Source organism: Acinetobacter sp. Gutcm_16 (genome assembly GCF_028649355.1).
Lineage (GTDB): Bacteria > Pseudomonadota > Gammaproteobacteria > Pseudomonadales > Moraxellaceae > Acinetobacter > Acinetobacter johnsonii.
This window is the reverse complement of sequence record NZ_JAQSUV010000036.1, coordinates 119,324-134,753: the sequence shown is the minus strand read 5'-3', so window position 1 is coordinate 134,753 and position 15,430 is coordinate 119,324. Positions and strand designations below refer to the sequence as shown.

The window sequence follows — 15,430 nt, the reverse complement described above, 5'->3', positions numbered from 1 at the left end:
TAAGGAGGAGCTATGAAAAAAATAATAAAGTCCTCTGGATTTACATTGATAGAACTAATGGTTGTTGTAGTAATTGTTGCGATTTTCGCAGCAATTGCTATACCGTCATACCAAGAGTATGTACGACGCGCCGTAGCTAGTCAGGCACAACAAGAGATACAGCGATTAGCTACTTTGTTAGATCGGCATAAAGCGCGTAATTTTAGTTATCGAGGATTTACGACCACAAGTGCAGTATTACCTGTGGGAGCAACTGGCTCTGCGATTAAATATACATTGACGATCAGAGATGGAAATGATCCAGATTTGGATTTAACAGAGGATGATGCTGCAGGTCGGAATTGGGCAATTCAAGCTGTGAGTTCGGACGATAAGAATTATACGATGCTACTTACGAGTACAGGGATGCGTTGTAAGAATAAAACTACAGCAAATGTTGATTTTGAGAGCTGTGGCAGTACTGCAAATGGTAGTGAGGAGTGGTAAATGAATAAAGGATTTACGCTTATTGAACTCATGATTGTGGTTGCAATTATTGGTATCTTGGCTGCTATCGCATATCCATCTTATCAAGAGCATGTACGAAAAACAAAGCGTGTAGAAGCTCAGGCTGAACTGGTTGCCCTAGCTAACCAAATTCAGCGTTATAAAGTATCCAACTTTAGGTTTTTATTGGCGAATGGTGACCCGATCACATTGGAAACATTAGGTTATACACTCAATGCAAACGATAATCTTGAAATTCCTCAAGGTAGTGATCCATTGTATGAAGTATCTTTAACAAATGTTGCGGCAAATACATGGACATTAACAGCGACTCCTATTAATGGAACCATTCAGGAAAATGACGGTGCTAGTATTTTGAATCACCGCGGGGAAAAATGCTGGACTAAAGGTGCATCGACTTGTGCCCTAAGTGGCACATCCAACTGGGACGGCAAATAAAATCCAAATTCAAAACTGTGGATAAATAAATTTTAATCTTTCTTTCGCAGCAAAGATAACGTAAAATATTGCCCTCTATGAAAGGGGTTTGAAATGTTCCGGTGGTCGGGGCAGGGATAATCCGTAAAAACTATAAGGTTGTATCATGGTAGTTATTCGTCTTGCACGCGGTGGTGCTAAAAAACGTCCGTTCTATCAAGTTATTGTAACTGATAGCCGTAATGCACGTGACGGTCGTTTCATCGAACGTATTGGTTTCTTTAACCCAACAGCTCAAGGTAAAGCAGAAAAACTTCGTTTAGATGCTGACCGTTTTGCACACTGGGTTGCTCAAGGTGCTCAACCATCTGAACGTGTTGCTTCTTTAGCTGCTCAAGCTAAGAAAGCTGCAGCTACTGCATAATTTTTGCTAATTAAGTAGTAGGTAGCCCATGACACCAACACAGAATGTTCCCGAAGATCGTATTCAGATTGGACAGTTACGTTCAGCATATGGATTAAATGGGTGGCTCTGGATCTATTCCAATACAGAACCGATGAGCAACATCTTTGACTATCTGCCTTGGTACATTGAAACCAAAGCAGGTTGGCAAACAATAGATGTAAAACGTTGGAAACCGCATGGCAAAGGCTTAGTTGTTTCGCTCAAAGGCGTCATTGATCGCACTGCAGCAGATAACCTAGTTGGCGCAAATGTCTGGATTTCAAAAGCGCAACTTCCTAAAGCAGGAATGGATGAGTTTTACTGGTCAGATTTGAAAGGCTTAACAGTGTTAGGTTTGGATGATGAAGAACAAGAAGTAAACCTCGGAAAAATCCATGAAATGTTTGAGACAGGTGCCAATGATGTGATGGTGGTTCACGCAACACCAGACAGCGTTGATTCCGAAGAGCGTATGATTCCATGGCATAAAGATGTGGTGCAACGCGTTGATCTCGAAGCTGGTCGTATCTACGTTAATTGGGGCGTAGATTACTAATTATTTTTGGAAATACGGGGGTCTGCGATGTTTTTTGCAGTCATTACGCTTTTTCCTGAAATGTTTGAAGCGATTACAGCCTACGGTATTAGCGGGCGTGCAGCAAAAAGTGATTTAGTACAAGTAACTTGTATTAATCCTCGTGATTATGCTGAGGGCAACTACAAACGAGTGGATGAACGTCCATTTGGTGGTGGTCCAGGTATGGTGATGATGGCTGAGCCTCTGGCAAAAGCAATTCAACATGCCAAAGAGCTTGCCATGCAAGCAGGTGCAGTTCATGTTCCTGTGGTGTATATGTCACCGCAAGGAAAAACCTTAAATGAGCCTGCAGTACAACAGTTTGTCGACTATGATGGATTGATTGTATTATGTGGTCGTTATGAAGGGGTTGATGAACGTTTGATCCAAAAGTATGTTGATCAGGAATGGTCCATAGGGGATTACGTTTTATCGGGTGGTGAGCTTCCTGCGATGGTTTTATTAGACAGTATTATTCGGAGACTCCCGGGTGCAATGTCTGATGAACAGTCTCATGTGCAAGACTCATTTGTGGATGGTCTTTTGGACTGCCCACAATATACCAAGCCAGACCATTTTGAAGGTTTGGATGTCCCTGAAGTCTTAAAGTCGGGACATCATGCCAATATTGAGAAATGGCGGTTTTTGCAGCGTTATCAACGAACACAACAACGCCGACCTGAGTTGGTGGACAATGTGGAGTTGACGAAGCAGCAAAAGAAATGGCTAACAGATTTGAATACTTAATTCAGAGTATTCTTTTAATAGGCTCTTTGTGCATTGAAGTGGTCAAGCATAAAGAGAAAGATAATCGGGTCTATGCGATTTAGCCTCTATACCCAGCGGATATCAGACCTCTTCTGACCCGCACATATTGGAGATACCCCATGAGCGGTAAGCATCCTTTAGTACAAGCTGTTGAAAATGCACAGCTTAAACAAGACATCCCAGCTTTTGCACCAGGCGATACAGTTATCGTTCAGGTTAAAGTAAAAGAGGGTGACCGTGAGCGTCTTCAGGCATTTGAAGGTGTTGTAATCGCGAAGAAAAACCGTGGCTTGAACTCTGCGTTCACAGTACGTAAAATTTCTAGCGGTGTTGGTGTTGAGCGTGTTTTCCAAACTCACTCTCCAATCGTTGCTAAAATCGAAGTGAAACGTCGTGGTGACGTTCGTCGTGCTAAACTTTACTACCTACGTGAATTGTCTGGTAAAGCTGCACGTATTCGTGAAAAGTTGCCAGCTCGTAAAGTTAAAGCTTAATTTTAAGTTTTATACGAGTAAAAAAATGCGCCCAATGGCGCATTTTTTATGCCTAAATTTTAAAGTCCTTGAAGCTTCAAACGGTTGGCGTGTTGACGATAAACATCCACAGGGTCTGGAGCAAAAATAGAACGTAGACCAAAGAACTGGTTAATCACATCTAAATGGTTCCAATTATAGTTATCGCGCACGGTCTTGCCATACTTGGCACTACAACGTGAGACTAAGCCATCATTATCATTGGGCGCTTGCATGAGTAAGCCTGTCGCACCCAATAATGAGTCTGGATCAAGAATATTGGTTAATGTTGAGTTGCCAGAGAAAGAGTAAAAATAAACTCCATTTTCTTTCGCTAAGCCTTCACCACAGCTTGTTTTTGGCATACCCAATGGATATCTTTGTGCAAAAGCTTTAGAACCAGCTTGACTTAAACTTTTACCAGCACCGAGTGCATCATGTGGAAGTGAGTTCGGATCTTGCTGTTGTGCCCAAACAATAGCCTTGGACCCAAAGTTGATTAAGCCTACCAGCGGTTGTTCTAGCGGCGTACCTTGCGCGGAAATAATCAGATCCGCTACAGGAGAGCCTTTTAAAGGACTAGAAATGGCTGTTGCAGACGCGATTTTATTGGGCATAACATTTGAGACATAGGCAATACTATGTCCGCCGTGACTATGACCAAGCAAATTAACTTTGGGTGCTCCTGTAATCGCTAAGATTTCATCAACTTGTTGCAGCAGTTGTTCACCACGCACTTCAGATGTGTTGAATGGAGAAACGCGTGTTGCCCATGCGTTTGCACCGTTACGGGCTAAATCTGGCAAGATTTGATACCAATAATCCACTCCGAGTTCATCGGTTCCTGCTCGAATCCAGCCACCCATACCATGTGCAAAAACCAAAGGGTATTTGGTCTTTGCATAATTAGAGGCAACGTAGTTTGATTTAATTTGTGAAGCGGCTGCTTGCGTTTGTGTAGCAGCAAGTGCGCAGGTCGACAGCAGTCCAGCTATCAATAATCCATATTTCATTGATCATCCTCATTTTTTATTTTTTATGACGACAATTTAAGTTGTCAAAAATGAGTATAAAGGTGAGGGAGGAAGAGCGTAGAGAAATCCGATTAAATTAAATACAGTTTGTAACTGGATAATTCTAGGAGGCATCCCTCCGAAACGGTAAAGATTCGAAGGGAAAAATAGAACTAGAGTCCTTGAAGTTTTAAGCGATTGGCATGTTGGCGATAAACATCAACAGGGTCTGCGCTAAATAGTCCACGTAGCCCCATAACTTGGTTGACCTCATCTAAATGGTTCCAGTCATAGTTATCACGGATGACTTTACCGAAGTGTGTACTACAGCGTGCCACCAAACCATCATTGTCTAAATGGCCATAGGCTAAAGGCCCTAACAGTGAGATCGCACTATCTGCAACATCGAGAATGTTCGTGACTTGAGATGTGCCTGTCCACGAATAGTAATATACGCCATTGCTGGATGTTGCACCGCTCTTGTTACAGTCTGAAGCCAGTGCTGATGTTGGATATTTCTGATTAAAAACAAGGGAACCTTGCTCACTAATTGAGGTGAGCGATGCCGTTAAATTGCTTTTTAATGCAGGGTTGCTTTGTCCATAGGCAAGCATAGGACCAATAATATAATCTGCCGCTAGGCTGAGGAGTTGTGTTCCGCCTTGATTGGCAAGAAGCTGATCAGCTACTTTTGAACCTCTAAACGTTGCTCCCACGCCTGTCAGTGAGGCCACATATTGCGGTTTAACTGCTTCTACATAACGGATGGTTGGTCCACCATGGCTATGCCCAATCAAATTAACTTTGGGCTTGCCAGTCAGGGCGATGACTTCTTCAACTTGTTGTAGTAACTGTTCACCACGTACTTCAGTTGATTCAAGTGGGGAAATTTGTGCTGCAAAGGTGGTTGCACCATTTCGAGCCAAGTCGGGTAAAATTTGATACCAGTAATCTAGTCCAAGTTCGGCAACGCCCACTCGGCTGAACCCAAACATGCCATGGGTAAATAGCAATGGATATTTAGTTTGAGCATAATTACTTTTTACGCTTGCAGTCACCGTCTGTAATCCAGCTGTGGCTGTGGTTGCGCTGAGTCCAAGGCTGGTAATCAGTCCTACGAGTGACATTGTTTGTATCATTCTTTTCATTATAAACATTTTTTTCATCCTGAAAAAGTCAAACACGGTATAGCTTTAATCTGCGAACGGAAGTTTTCCTCCCGTGTCATGCGTGGTTTCAAAGGCTCCTAGTCGAAGTTGTTCTTGTGAATTATTAAACTGTTGATCACGTAGTTTTTGAATGGCTTGCTGCTGCACGTCTTGACTCATGTTGCTGTTGAGAATGCTGTCGCGTTGTTCTAAGTAAGTATTGACCCGAGATTTCCAATTGTTTCGATCTTGGTCGAGTTTTTCTAGGCGTACGGTCGCTTCGGCACCGACAAGATTCTGGCGCATTTGGCGAATTTCTTCGGCAGAGCCGCCGCGCGCTTTAATATCTGAGGTCAGTTTACGCAGATCTTCGAGTTTGGAGAGTTGTTCTAGGTTTTCTTTCCAATCTTCAGGCAGTTGAGCAAACAGTTCTTTCAGTTTCTGCGCTTTTTGTACTTCGGTCAGGGACTGATCTGCCATGATGCTCATGCGGTCTAAGGTATATTCATGGTAGGTATTTTCAGCGCCAAATAGACCTTCGATTTCATAGTCAGAAAAGAACTGGCTACGTAGGTTTTTCATCAAAGTAAAAATTTTACGATAGTACTCGGGATCTTCTTTATTTAGGCTTGGCTCCTTCAGACTACCCAATTGCACACGATAATCTAAATAACGAGTCCAAAGATCTAAAATTTGCTTAAGCGCAGGTTCTTTATAACCTTGCTGGATATAGGCTTTAAAATCTTGCTTGATCTGGTCAATATTTTTTTCACCATATTGGGTGATAAAATATTCAAAACAGTTACGTGTTTGTTCATTAACAACTAAGCGATTACTTTGGTCGAGCACCAGTTGGCAGTTGACTTCGGTGTCCTGTTGGCTGTTACTGGCAAAAGGCAACCCTGAAGCATGTGGCAAGTCTGACGCTGTGGGTAATAAGCCTGTCGTATTTTGAGCGCTAGAGCGAATCGGCCCTTGGTTTGAGCCGACAGTTGCATTGGGTGCGAGCCAAATGAGAAAACCAAGAATGACAACAACGATCACGGCGAAAATGAGCCATAATTTCTTTTTTTGCATATCCTATGCCTAACATCCCTATTGTATTTTTTTATTGGGTTCATATGACTGAACTCGATTTATTCTGAAACAAAAGGGCAAATAAACAACAGAAAAGTTGTAAAACTAGACAAGCGGTTGATAGTATTGCGGCAGCTTTAAGACGTGTCTATGTTATGAAATCATCTGCTTCAAAAATCCAGCGCCGTGCAGTGAATGGTGTATTTTTATTGAATAAGCCATTGGGGATCAGTTCAAATGCGGCATTGCAAAAAGTGCGCTGGTTATACCGTGCGCAAAAGGCGGGGCATACAGGAGCGCTTGATCCATTGGCATCGGGACTGCTGCCGATTTGTTTGGGCGAAGCGACCAAGTTTTCGCACTTTTTGTTGGACTCGGTGAAGCGCTATCAAACCACCATTCAGCTGGGTCACAGTACCACCACAGGTGATGTAGAAGGTGAGCAACTGTTAGAGCAGGCTGTACCTGAGTTAACCGAAGAGCTGATTCAGCCCGTTTTGGCTCAGTTTGTGGGTGATATTCAGCAAGTGCCACCAATGTATTCCGCTTTGAAGAAAGATGGTCGTCCTTTATATGAGTTAGCCCGTAAAGGGATTGAGATTGAGCGTGAAGCACGTCCAATTACCATCTCTGCGATTGAGCTGCTTTCATTCACAGCAGACAGTGTCACCCTTGATATTACCTGCTCGAAAGGCACATATATTCGTGTTTTAGGCGAAGATATTGCGAAGGCATTGGGTACTTATGGTCATTTAACTTATTTACACCGCATTAAAACAGGTCATTTTGATCTGATTCCAAGTTATACCATTGAGTATTTGGAAAGTTTGTCTGAACAAGAGCGCGAAGCACTGTTGTTACCTGTATATGCACCTGTAGATCATTTTCCTAAAGTACAAGTTCCAGAAGGACGCAGTGAATACTTTAGTCGCGGTATGGAAAGTAATATTGAGCATACAGCCGAAGCACAGGTCTTGGTTTTCGATGGGGAAAAATGCTTAGGCTTAGCTGAAATTACTGATAAGAAAAGATTGGTTCCAAAGCGGGTTTTAAATCTATAATCGAAATATATCACTCGGTAAAAAGGACAAGGCGTGGACATCGACATTATTATCAGTCTGATCTTTTTTGCCTTTTGTGCAGGTGCAATTGACGCTGCCGTCGGTGGTGGTGGGCTGATCCAAATTCCCGCTTTGATGAATGCATTTCCGTCGATGGCACCTGCCACTTTATTTGGCACCAACAAATTAGCGGCAGTGGTGGGTACAGCCACTTCCGCCGTTTCCTTTGCCCGTAAAGTGCGCTTTGAATGGAAACTTTTGGCTGTGGTCGCAGTGTGTGCCACCATCAGTTCATTTGGGGGCGCGGCCAGTGTCGCCATGATTCCAAAAGAAGTCCTCCAACCCTTTGTCTTGGTCATGTTAATTGTGATGGCGGTATATACCTTCATGAAGAAGCAATTTGGGCAAGTGCATATGGCGCAGCGTGTGACGCCTAAAATTTTGCTGTTGGCGGGAATCGGAAGTTTAGCCATTGGCTTTTATGATGGTTTGTTTGGCCCAGGTACGGGCAGTTTCTTTATTTTCTATTTTATTCGCTATTTACGCGTTGATTTTTTGCATGCGGCGGCATTGGCTAAAATTGGCAATGTGATGACCAATCTTGCAGCGCTAAGCTTTTTCATTCCCTCGGGCCATGTGCTTTTTGCTGTGGGAGGCACGATGGCCGTTGCAAATATGATCGGGTCTATTTGTGGGGTAAAAATGGCGCTGAAATATGGCAGTGGTTTTATCCGCATTTTATTTCTTATTTTGGTGACGATTCTAATTGTAAGATTGAGCTATCAAATGTTTTGGATGTAATGGTGCGATACCTTTAAAACTTCATTACAAAAAACGCGCAGTCTGTGACCTCATTTCTCGTTTATTGCATTTAAGATCAATACAGTGCACTCAATGCTGTGCCAATAAGCTTTTCAATAAAAAATGATGTTTTAAGTTGAACGGAACTGGAGCATAGAATGAATATATTTGAAGCCTTAAGAGAAAGTCACGTTATACAACGAAATTTAGCTGAACGGCTACTCGAAACTTCAGGGGATACACCTGAACGCCGTGAGCTATTTGAATGCCTTAAAAATGAATTATTTGCGCATGCTGTGGCAGAAGACCGTTATTTTTATATCCCGTTAATGATGACTGATTCGGGCCTCAACATTACCCGCCATGCTTTGGCAGAACACCATAAAATGGATGAGTTATTGGAACAATTGACCGAGACGGAATTCTCAAATCCGGGCTGGTTGGCAATTGCAAAAAAATTATCGGAAACGGTACATCATCACTTACAAGAAGAGGAGCATGGTTTTTTTCAGCAAGCAGGAAAAATCTTACTCGATGCTCAAAAGACTGCGCTCGCCAAGCAGTATCAGCAGGAATACAAAAAGTACAAAAAAATTGAAAAAGACAGTTTGGTTTAAGTCCATTTCAAACAAAAGATGGCGAGTGCCATCTTTTGTGATTTAAAGCGCATCATCACTTTGCGGTTTGGCTCTAAAGGTAACACCAACGGAGGCAATCATAATGCAAACTAGCGCCAGCGTTTGCCACATGCTAATTTGTTCTTTCAGTAGTAACCAACCTGCCAAGGCTGCTAAAGCCGGCGACAAACTTGAAAGCGTCCCATAGCTGAGTTTACTTAAACGTTTCAAAGCCATGAGGTCTAGAGCATAGGGAATGGTTGTGGCGAGTAGTGCAATCAATAAGGCTTTGGGCCAGTATTCCGTTTGCATTAGCGCTGTAGGATTATGCGTGGCACTAATCGGCAGAAGCACCAAGGCTGAGATCACAATAGCAATACTGAGGGCATGCATGCCGATATTTTGACGGACGACTTTTTGCCCAAAATAGATATACAGCGCCCAGCAAGCACCCGCTGAAACCGCAAATGCGGCTCCTAAGAAGGAGAAGTTGGTTGCATTGGCTTGATGCCACGGCACCATCAGTGCAATGCCTAAAATCGCTAATCCGACCCAAATATAATCACGACGTTGTTTGATCGAGAGTAGAGCTAAAGTTAAAGGGCCTAAAAACTCTAAACCTACGGCAATACCTTGCGGCAGTTTACCCAGCGAAGCGTAGAACAAAATATTCATGAGGCATAAGGCTGCTGTATAACTGAGTAAATCTTTCCACTTTAAATGCGGTAGGCGTTTCATGATGCTCCATGAGCGGAACATCAGCACAATTAAAATTGCCGCAAAGCACAGTCTAAGGGTCACCACGGTCAGCGGGTCAAGGATGGCAATCAACTGCTTGGCAAAAGAAGCACTGATTTGATAGGACAGCATGGACAAGACCATGAACATCACTGCCATCAGTTGAGAATTAGGCATCATGTACACATCAGGTCATGGCGACCTGTTATTTTAAGAAGGTGGATTAGTATAACGATTCAGCACCCAAGTTGGATGCTGAATAAGCTGATTTTTTGAAATGCAACGACATGAATTTAAAAGTAATCGATAGAGCCTTTGGATTTAAATGCTAAATTCAAACGTTTGATCACATGGTTTAAACTACAGTTTTTCGGCTTTTCTGGGCTGTATAGGTACAACCAATAGACGCCATGATAATCACGCTGAGCGCAAGCCACTGTGACCACAATAGTTGCTCGCCTAGAAATACAAAACCAGATAGTGCTGCAATGGCAGGCTCAAGGCTCATGAGCGTTCCAAAACTTAGAGCGGTTAAATTGCGTAGCGCAATCATTTCCAAGCTAAAAGGCAAAGCGCTGGCCAAAACTGCTAAAGCCACGAAATAAATCAGGTTTGAGGGTTCAAACACATTTGTGGGTAAACCACTGAATACGGCGAGTGGCATTAATATCAGCATGCCGACAAACATACCTAAGCACACGGTATGATTGCCCGAAACACCCGATGGGCGCTGCCCCGCCACGATATACAAGGCCCAACATGCACCTGCACCTAGTGCAAATGCAATCCCAAGAGGGTCTAAAGGTTGAGCTGCTTGGTCGAAAGGAAACAGTAAAACCAAGCCTAAAATAGCCAGCCCGACCCAAACAAAGTCAAAGCGTTGTTTGGCATAAAACAGAGCAACACTGAGCGGGCCAATAAACTCAAACGACACTGCAATGCCGAGTGGCAGGCGAGCAATGGATAAATAAAACAATAGGTTCATGCCTGCCAAAGCAAAACCATAGCTGAGAATGGCTTTATATTTGACTTGCTTAAAATCAACCTGCCAAATTTTAAATAATACGGCCAAAATGATTGATCCCAACAGCAAGCGCATGGCGGAAACGGTTAAAATGGGAAATTGATCGAACAGCACTTTGGCCAGTGAACCACTACTTTGCAAGCTGAGCATTGCAATCAGCAATAAAACGGTCGCTTGGAGGTGGGGAGTACTTTTTAGATTTGGCATTATTAGAATACTAGATAGAGAAGTGAATACTTGCGAAAAGTAGCGGAGAATGTGCTTGGGTGGCACATAAAATTTTAACAAGTATTCAAAAATAAAAAAACCACAGCTTGGCAGCTGTGGTTTTTAAATAGAGTCGAATTAGAACAATACGCGAACGCGGATTGTGCCTTCAACGTCTTGTAGAGTATCTAAAGCTTCTTGAGATGCTGTTGCGTCTACATCCATCACCAAGTAACCCACATCACCTTTGGTCATTAAAGACTGACCAGAAATGTTGATGCCGTGTTCAGCAAACAAGTTGTTGATTTTTGACAACACGCCTGGCACGTTTTTGTGGATGTGAAGTAAACGGTGTTTGCCTTCGGTCAACGGTAACGCGATTTCTGGGAAGTTCACCGCAGATAAAGTCATGCCTTTATCTGAATAAGAAACGAATTTCTCAGCCACTTCTAAACCAATGTTCGCTTGCGCTTCCATGGTCGAACCACCCACGTGAGGGGTTAAGATCACGTTTGGAATGTTACGTAGTGGAGAAATGAACTCTTCACCATTGGCTTTTGGTTCTTTCGGGAACACGTCAACCGCGGCACCAGCAACATGACCTGATTTCAAGGCATCTGCTAAGTCTTCAATCACGACACATGTACCACGTGCAGCATTGATGAAGATGGCACCTTCTTTCATTTGTGCAAATTTTTCTTTGGTCATGAAGTTACGTGTAGACGGAACATCAGGTACATGCAAAGAAACAACATCAGCATTGGCTAAAAGTTCGTTTAAACTACCGACTTGACGTGCATTACCTAATGGTAGTTTTGTTACTGTGTCGAAGTAGATCACTTTCATACCCAAGCTTTCAGCAAGGACAGAAAGTTGTGAACCGATTGAACCGTAACCGACAATCCCTAAAGTTTTGCCACGAGTTTCGAACGAACCAACCGCTGACTTGTTCCAACCGCCTGCATGTGTATCTGTCGATTTTTCAGGTACACGGCGAAGAAGAAGAATAGCTTCAGCAAGTACAAGTTCAGCCACTGAACGTGTATTTGAGTATGGTGCGTTAAATACTGGAATACCACGAACCATCGCAGCATTTAAGTTCACTTGGTTGGTACCAATACAGAAACAACCAACAGCGATTAATTTATTCGCTGCTTCAAACACTTCTTCAGTGAGTTGTGTACGGGAACGAATACCAATGAAATGTGCATCTTTAATCGCTTCTTTCAACGCTTCACCTTCAAGCGCAGTTTTACGATAATCGATGTTGGTGTATCCGGCAGCATTTAGTGTGTCGATTGCGTTTTGGTGAACGCCTTCTAACAACAAGAAACGAATTTTATCTTTAGGAAGTGAAAGATGTTGGCTCATTACGGCTCCGCTACAAAGGCCAAATTTAGTGGCGATATAATAGCACGTACCGCGCCCGATATACATTTCCTTTATGCAGACTCTGCTGGGTATTTTTAACCTCTATGGTGCGTAAAAAAGTCTTTTTGGTCTAATTAAACTAATCATTTCAAAGGTATCCTGAATAAAACAGCTTTTTCTGCGGGAAACAGAAAAAATGCCTTATAATATGACTCCGTGAAAATAAGCCAGTTGCACACTGCTGCTTAAATCCTCACGAACTGCCTGAGCCTTAGGGCATGGAAAGACTGAAATGAAGCGCTTTTCATGCAGAGAACCCTAGCGCCACAAACAACTTGTTTACTTCTTGCAAGGTCTGAAAACGATGAATGCTCCAGTCGCTTTAACCCCAGAGTTATTGACCCAATTGACAGCAATTGTAGGTGAAAACCGCATTAAAACCGATGCGGATAGCCTTGAAAATTGGGGACGCGATCATACCAAACATTTTGATCCAAACCCGTCAGTCATCGTTTTTCCATCGAGCACGGAACAAGTGCAAGCGGTTGTGAAACTTGCAAATGAGTTTAATGTTGCGATTACACCATCAGGTGGTCGAACTGGCTTATCTGCCGGTGCAGTCGCTGCCAACGGTGAAATTGTGGTGAGCATGGACAAGATGAACCAAATCTTGGAATTCTTCCCAGCAGACCGTATGGTTCGCGTCCAAGCAGGCGTGGTGACTGAGCAGTTGCAAAACTATGCTGAAGAGCAAGGCATGTATTACCCAGTTGATTTTGCTTCTGCGGGTTCGAGTCAAATTGGTGGAAATATTGGCACCAATGCAGGCGGTATTAAAGTGATTAAATACGGCATGACGCGTAACTGGGTACTCGGTTTAACTGTAGTCACAGGTAAGGGTGATGTGCTGCGTTTGAACAAAGGCATGATCAAAAACGCGACTGGTTATGCACTGCAACATTTATTCATTGGTGGTGAAGGGACACTGGGCTTAGTGACTGAAGCTGAAATCAAGCTGGAACGCCAACCGCAGGACCTTCAAGTAATGGTATTGGGCGTACCTGACTTTGATGCTGTGATGCCTGTACTGCATGCTTTCCAAGCAAAAATTGACCTGACTGCATTTGAGTTCTTTGGTGAACTTGCAATGCAAAAAGTGTTGGCACATGGTCATGTACAACGTCCATTTGAAACTGAATGTCCATTCTATGTATTGTTAGAATTTGAAGCGCCATTTGAGCCAATTATGGATAAGGCGATGGAAATTTTTGAGCACTGCATGGAACAAGGCTGGGTACTGGATGGCGTGTTGAGCCAAAGCCTCGATCAAGTGGAAAGTTTATGGCGTTTACGTGAAGACATTTCTGAGTCGATTGCGCCATTTACACCATACAAAAATGACATTTCAGTTTTGATTACGCATGTGCCTGCATTTATTAAAGAAATTGATGCGATTGTGGCAAGCAACTACCCAGACTTTGAAATCTGCTGGTTCGGTCATATTGGTGACGGTAATTTACACTTAAATATTTTAAAACCGGCTGAATTAAGCAAAGACGAATTCTTTGCCAAATGTCAGGTAGTGAATAAATATGTCTTCGAAACTGTGAAAAAATACGACGGTTCAATTTCTGCTGAGCACGGTGTTGGTATGACCAAAAAGCCATACCTTGACTACACGCGTTCGGCGGAAGAGATTGAATATATGAAGGCATTGAAGCAAGTTTTCGATCCAAACGGAATTATGAACCCAGGTAAATTATTCGACCTTTAAGTTCGAATCGAGTTTTAAAAGCGCATCCATTGTGATGCGCTTTTTTATGGCTGAAGGGACTGAATTACATTTACTAAATAGTGTAATAGGCCTAAAAAAGGCATGATGGACTGATAAATAATGAATTTTGGGTGGGATTTATGTTGCGTCTTATTTTAGCATCAGCCGTATGTGTGGGATTATTGTCAGGTTGTGCGACGACCAAAGAGTTTGTGAATAAAGTCGGTTCGTCAGATACGCCGTTGGCTCAGGTACTTAAAGAGCGTCCAGATTTGCGTAATGAGTTGGCTACGGTTGAAATCCGTCAGTACTTTAATACAGTTGAGTCTCCGACTGCGGCAGAAGTTAAAGTGACTGAAACAGGGTTGTTAGATGATTCGGTGAAGTCGGTGCGTACCGTATATAACTTTAAGTTGGTCGATGGCGACTGGGAAAAAACTGCGACGAAAACCTCTTACCAATGTGCGCGCGGTAAAAATACCAAGAACTTCCAAACAGCGAAGTGTTCTTGATTGAAGTAGATCCTTGTTTTGTTGGTGATAAAAAGGCGTATTGGGTTTACGCCTTTTTATCATGGTCATGTTGAATCATTCAAACAAAGATGACGTCTTAAAAATGCGTCAGTCGATTCTGAATAATAATTTTAGAGCTGAGCTCACTTTTAGAATGAGCACCTAGCTTCTTCATTAAATTGGCTTTATGAACCTCGACTGTACGATGTGACAAAGAAAGTTTTCGTGCAATTTCTTTGCAGGTTAATCCATTTACAATGAGTTGCGTAATCTCAGACTCACGTTTGGTTAACTTCTGTTTATTGGTCAGCGGATGTTGTTCTTTACGTTCAAAATGCCACACCATCAATTGAAAAGGATCTTCAGGGGTGAGTGTACGTCCATGGGTATGTGTCCAGAAAATCTCTCCACTTTTATGCTGCATAAAACGTTGATCCGAATAATGCAGGCTATTTTTTTGCAATAGGCTTTGCAAAGCATCATTTCCGACTTTTTCATAGTCTTCAATACTGGGGAAAATTTTAATAATGGAGTGATGAAGAAGCTCTTCACGCTCATAACCAAACATCTGAGCGAAGGCGTGATTCATTTCGACCATATGCCGATTACTGAGCACCACGATAGGTGCAGGGCTAAAATCAAAAGCCAATTTATTATAGTGAATCATAATAAGTATCCATACTTAGTATATGAAGCAATATAGTAAATTGTGCTGAATTAGCAATTGTAAAAAATGACCTTTTTATTCTTTCTGTTGTTCTTAATAATGCATTTCTGATTCAAATATTGCGGTGGCTAAGTGCTTTATCAGCGCTTAAAAAGCAGTAATTTATTTTTAAGTTTATGTAATTTAAATAAAAA

The 15,430-nt window shown here is 42.5% G+C and carries 18 protein-coding genes; 11 read left to right on the top strand and 7 right to left on the bottom strand.

The window, feature by feature from the left end; translation table 11 throughout:
- Positions 1-12 precede the first annotated feature (12 nt).
- From PTT44_RS14265 to rplS, 6 genes are all read left to right on the top strand, one after another.
- On the top strand, positions 13-486 hold the full coding sequence (locus tag PTT44_RS14265) for a type IV pilin protein (protein ID WP_168158652.1): 474 nt from the start codon (positions 13-15) through the stop codon (positions 484-486).
- Positions 487-945, top strand: coding sequence for a type IV pilin protein (locus PTT44_RS14260; RefSeq protein WP_168158651.1), 459 nt, complete (start codon positions 487-489; stop codon positions 943-945).
- 145 nt (positions 946-1,090) lie between these two features.
- Complete coding sequence (gene rpsP / locus PTT44_RS14255; protein ID WP_004718284.1) at positions 1,091-1,348, top strand: 30S ribosomal protein S16; 258 nt, start codon at positions 1,091-1,093, stop codon at positions 1,346-1,348.
- A gap of 28 nt (positions 1,349-1,376) precedes the next feature.
- Positions 1,377-1,925, top strand: a complete 549-nt coding sequence (gene rimM / locus PTT44_RS14250) for a ribosome maturation factor RimM (protein WP_168158650.1) — start codon at positions 1,377-1,379, stop codon at positions 1,923-1,925.
- 27 nt (positions 1,926-1,952) lie between these two features.
- Entirely contained in the window at positions 1,953-2,693 is a 741-nt protein-coding gene (trmD, locus tag PTT44_RS14245; protein WP_005401335.1) for a tRNA (guanosine(37)-N1)-methyltransferase TrmD, read from the top strand.
- 140 nt (positions 2,694-2,833) lie between these two features.
- Positions 2,834-3,208 (top strand): 50S ribosomal protein L19, encoded by a 375-nt coding sequence (gene rplS / locus PTT44_RS14240; RefSeq protein ID WP_004691454.1) that lies wholly within the window; start codon positions 2,834-2,836, stop codon positions 3,206-3,208.
- 59 nt (positions 3,209-3,267) lie between these two features.
- On the opposite strand, the gene PTT44_RS14235 is transcribed toward rplS, so the two are convergent.
- The 3 genes from PTT44_RS14235 to PTT44_RS14225 all read right to left on the bottom strand — a co-directional run bounded on the left by PTT44_RS14235 (position 3,268) and on the right by PTT44_RS14225 (position 6,464).
- Entirely contained in the window at positions 3,268-4,239 is a 972-nt protein-coding gene (locus PTT44_RS14235) for an esterase/lipase family protein (protein WP_168158649.1), read from the bottom strand.
- A 173-nt stretch (positions 4,240-4,412) separates the two neighbouring features.
- A complete protein-coding gene (locus tag PTT44_RS14230) occupies positions 4,413-5,378 on the bottom strand; it encodes an esterase/lipase family protein (RefSeq protein ID WP_130235350.1) in 966 nt (321 codons plus the stop codon).
- 54 nt (positions 5,379-5,432) lie between these two features.
- Positions 5,433-6,464, bottom strand: coding sequence for a lipase secretion chaperone (locus PTT44_RS14225; RefSeq protein ID WP_168158647.1), 1,032 nt, complete (start codon positions 6,462-6,464; stop codon positions 5,433-5,435).
- Positions 6,465-6,619: 155 nt separating this feature from the next.
- Between PTT44_RS14225 and truB the strand changes: the two genes are divergently transcribed.
- The 3 genes from truB to PTT44_RS14210 all read left to right on the top strand — a co-directional run bounded on the left by truB (position 6,620) and on the right by PTT44_RS14210 (position 8,943).
- Entirely contained in the window at positions 6,620-7,525 is a 906-nt protein-coding gene (gene truB, locus PTT44_RS14220) for a tRNA pseudouridine(55) synthase TruB (protein ID WP_168158646.1), read from the top strand.
- Between the two features lie 33 nt (positions 7,526-7,558).
- The gene (locus PTT44_RS14215) at positions 7,559-8,326 is read left to right on the top strand and encodes a sulfite exporter TauE/SafE family protein (RefSeq protein WP_168158645.1); all 768 of its coding nucleotides are present in this window, start codon (positions 7,559-7,561) and stop codon (positions 8,324-8,326) included.
- Positions 8,327-8,484: 158 nt separating this feature from the next.
- A complete protein-coding gene (locus tag PTT44_RS14210) occupies positions 8,485-8,943 on the top strand; it encodes a hemerythrin domain-containing protein (RefSeq protein WP_168158644.1) in 459 nt (152 codons plus the stop codon).
- A gap of 42 nt (positions 8,944-8,985) precedes the next feature.
- On the opposite strand, the gene PTT44_RS14205 is transcribed toward PTT44_RS14210, so the two are convergent.
- From PTT44_RS14205 to serA, 3 genes are all read right to left on the bottom strand, one after another.
- Entirely contained in the window at positions 8,986-9,858 is an 873-nt protein-coding gene (locus PTT44_RS14205; protein ID WP_125273561.1) for an EamA family transporter, read from the bottom strand.
- Between the two features lie 178 nt (positions 9,859-10,036).
- Entirely contained in the window at positions 10,037-10,912 is an 876-nt protein-coding gene (locus tag PTT44_RS14200; protein ID WP_168158643.1) for an EamA family transporter, read from the bottom strand.
- A gap of 138 nt (positions 10,913-11,050) precedes the next feature.
- On the bottom strand, positions 11,051-12,283 hold the full coding sequence (gene serA, locus PTT44_RS14195; RefSeq protein ID WP_004691438.1) for a phosphoglycerate dehydrogenase: 1,233 nt from the start codon (positions 12,281-12,283) through the stop codon (positions 11,051-11,053).
- 364 nt (positions 12,284-12,647) lie between these two features.
- Here serA and PTT44_RS14190 point away from each other — a divergent pair, with 364 nt between their 5' ends.
- Positions 12,648-14,057 (top strand): FAD-binding oxidoreductase, encoded by a 1,410-nt coding sequence (locus PTT44_RS14190; RefSeq protein ID WP_168158642.1) that lies wholly within the window; start codon positions 12,648-12,650, stop codon positions 14,055-14,057.
- A 140-nt stretch (positions 14,058-14,197) separates the two neighbouring features.
- Positions 14,198-14,569, top strand: a complete 372-nt coding sequence (locus PTT44_RS14185; RefSeq protein ID WP_168158641.1) for a hypothetical protein — start codon at positions 14,198-14,200, stop codon at positions 14,567-14,569.
- 97 nt (positions 14,570-14,666) lie between these two features.
- Here the strand turns inward: PTT44_RS14185 and PTT44_RS14180 are convergent, their stop codons facing one another.
- On the bottom strand, positions 14,667-15,236 hold the full coding sequence (locus tag PTT44_RS14180) for a LuxR C-terminal-related transcriptional regulator (protein WP_168158640.1): 570 nt from the start codon (positions 15,234-15,236) through the stop codon (positions 14,667-14,669).
- Positions 15,237-15,430 lie beyond the last annotated feature (194 nt).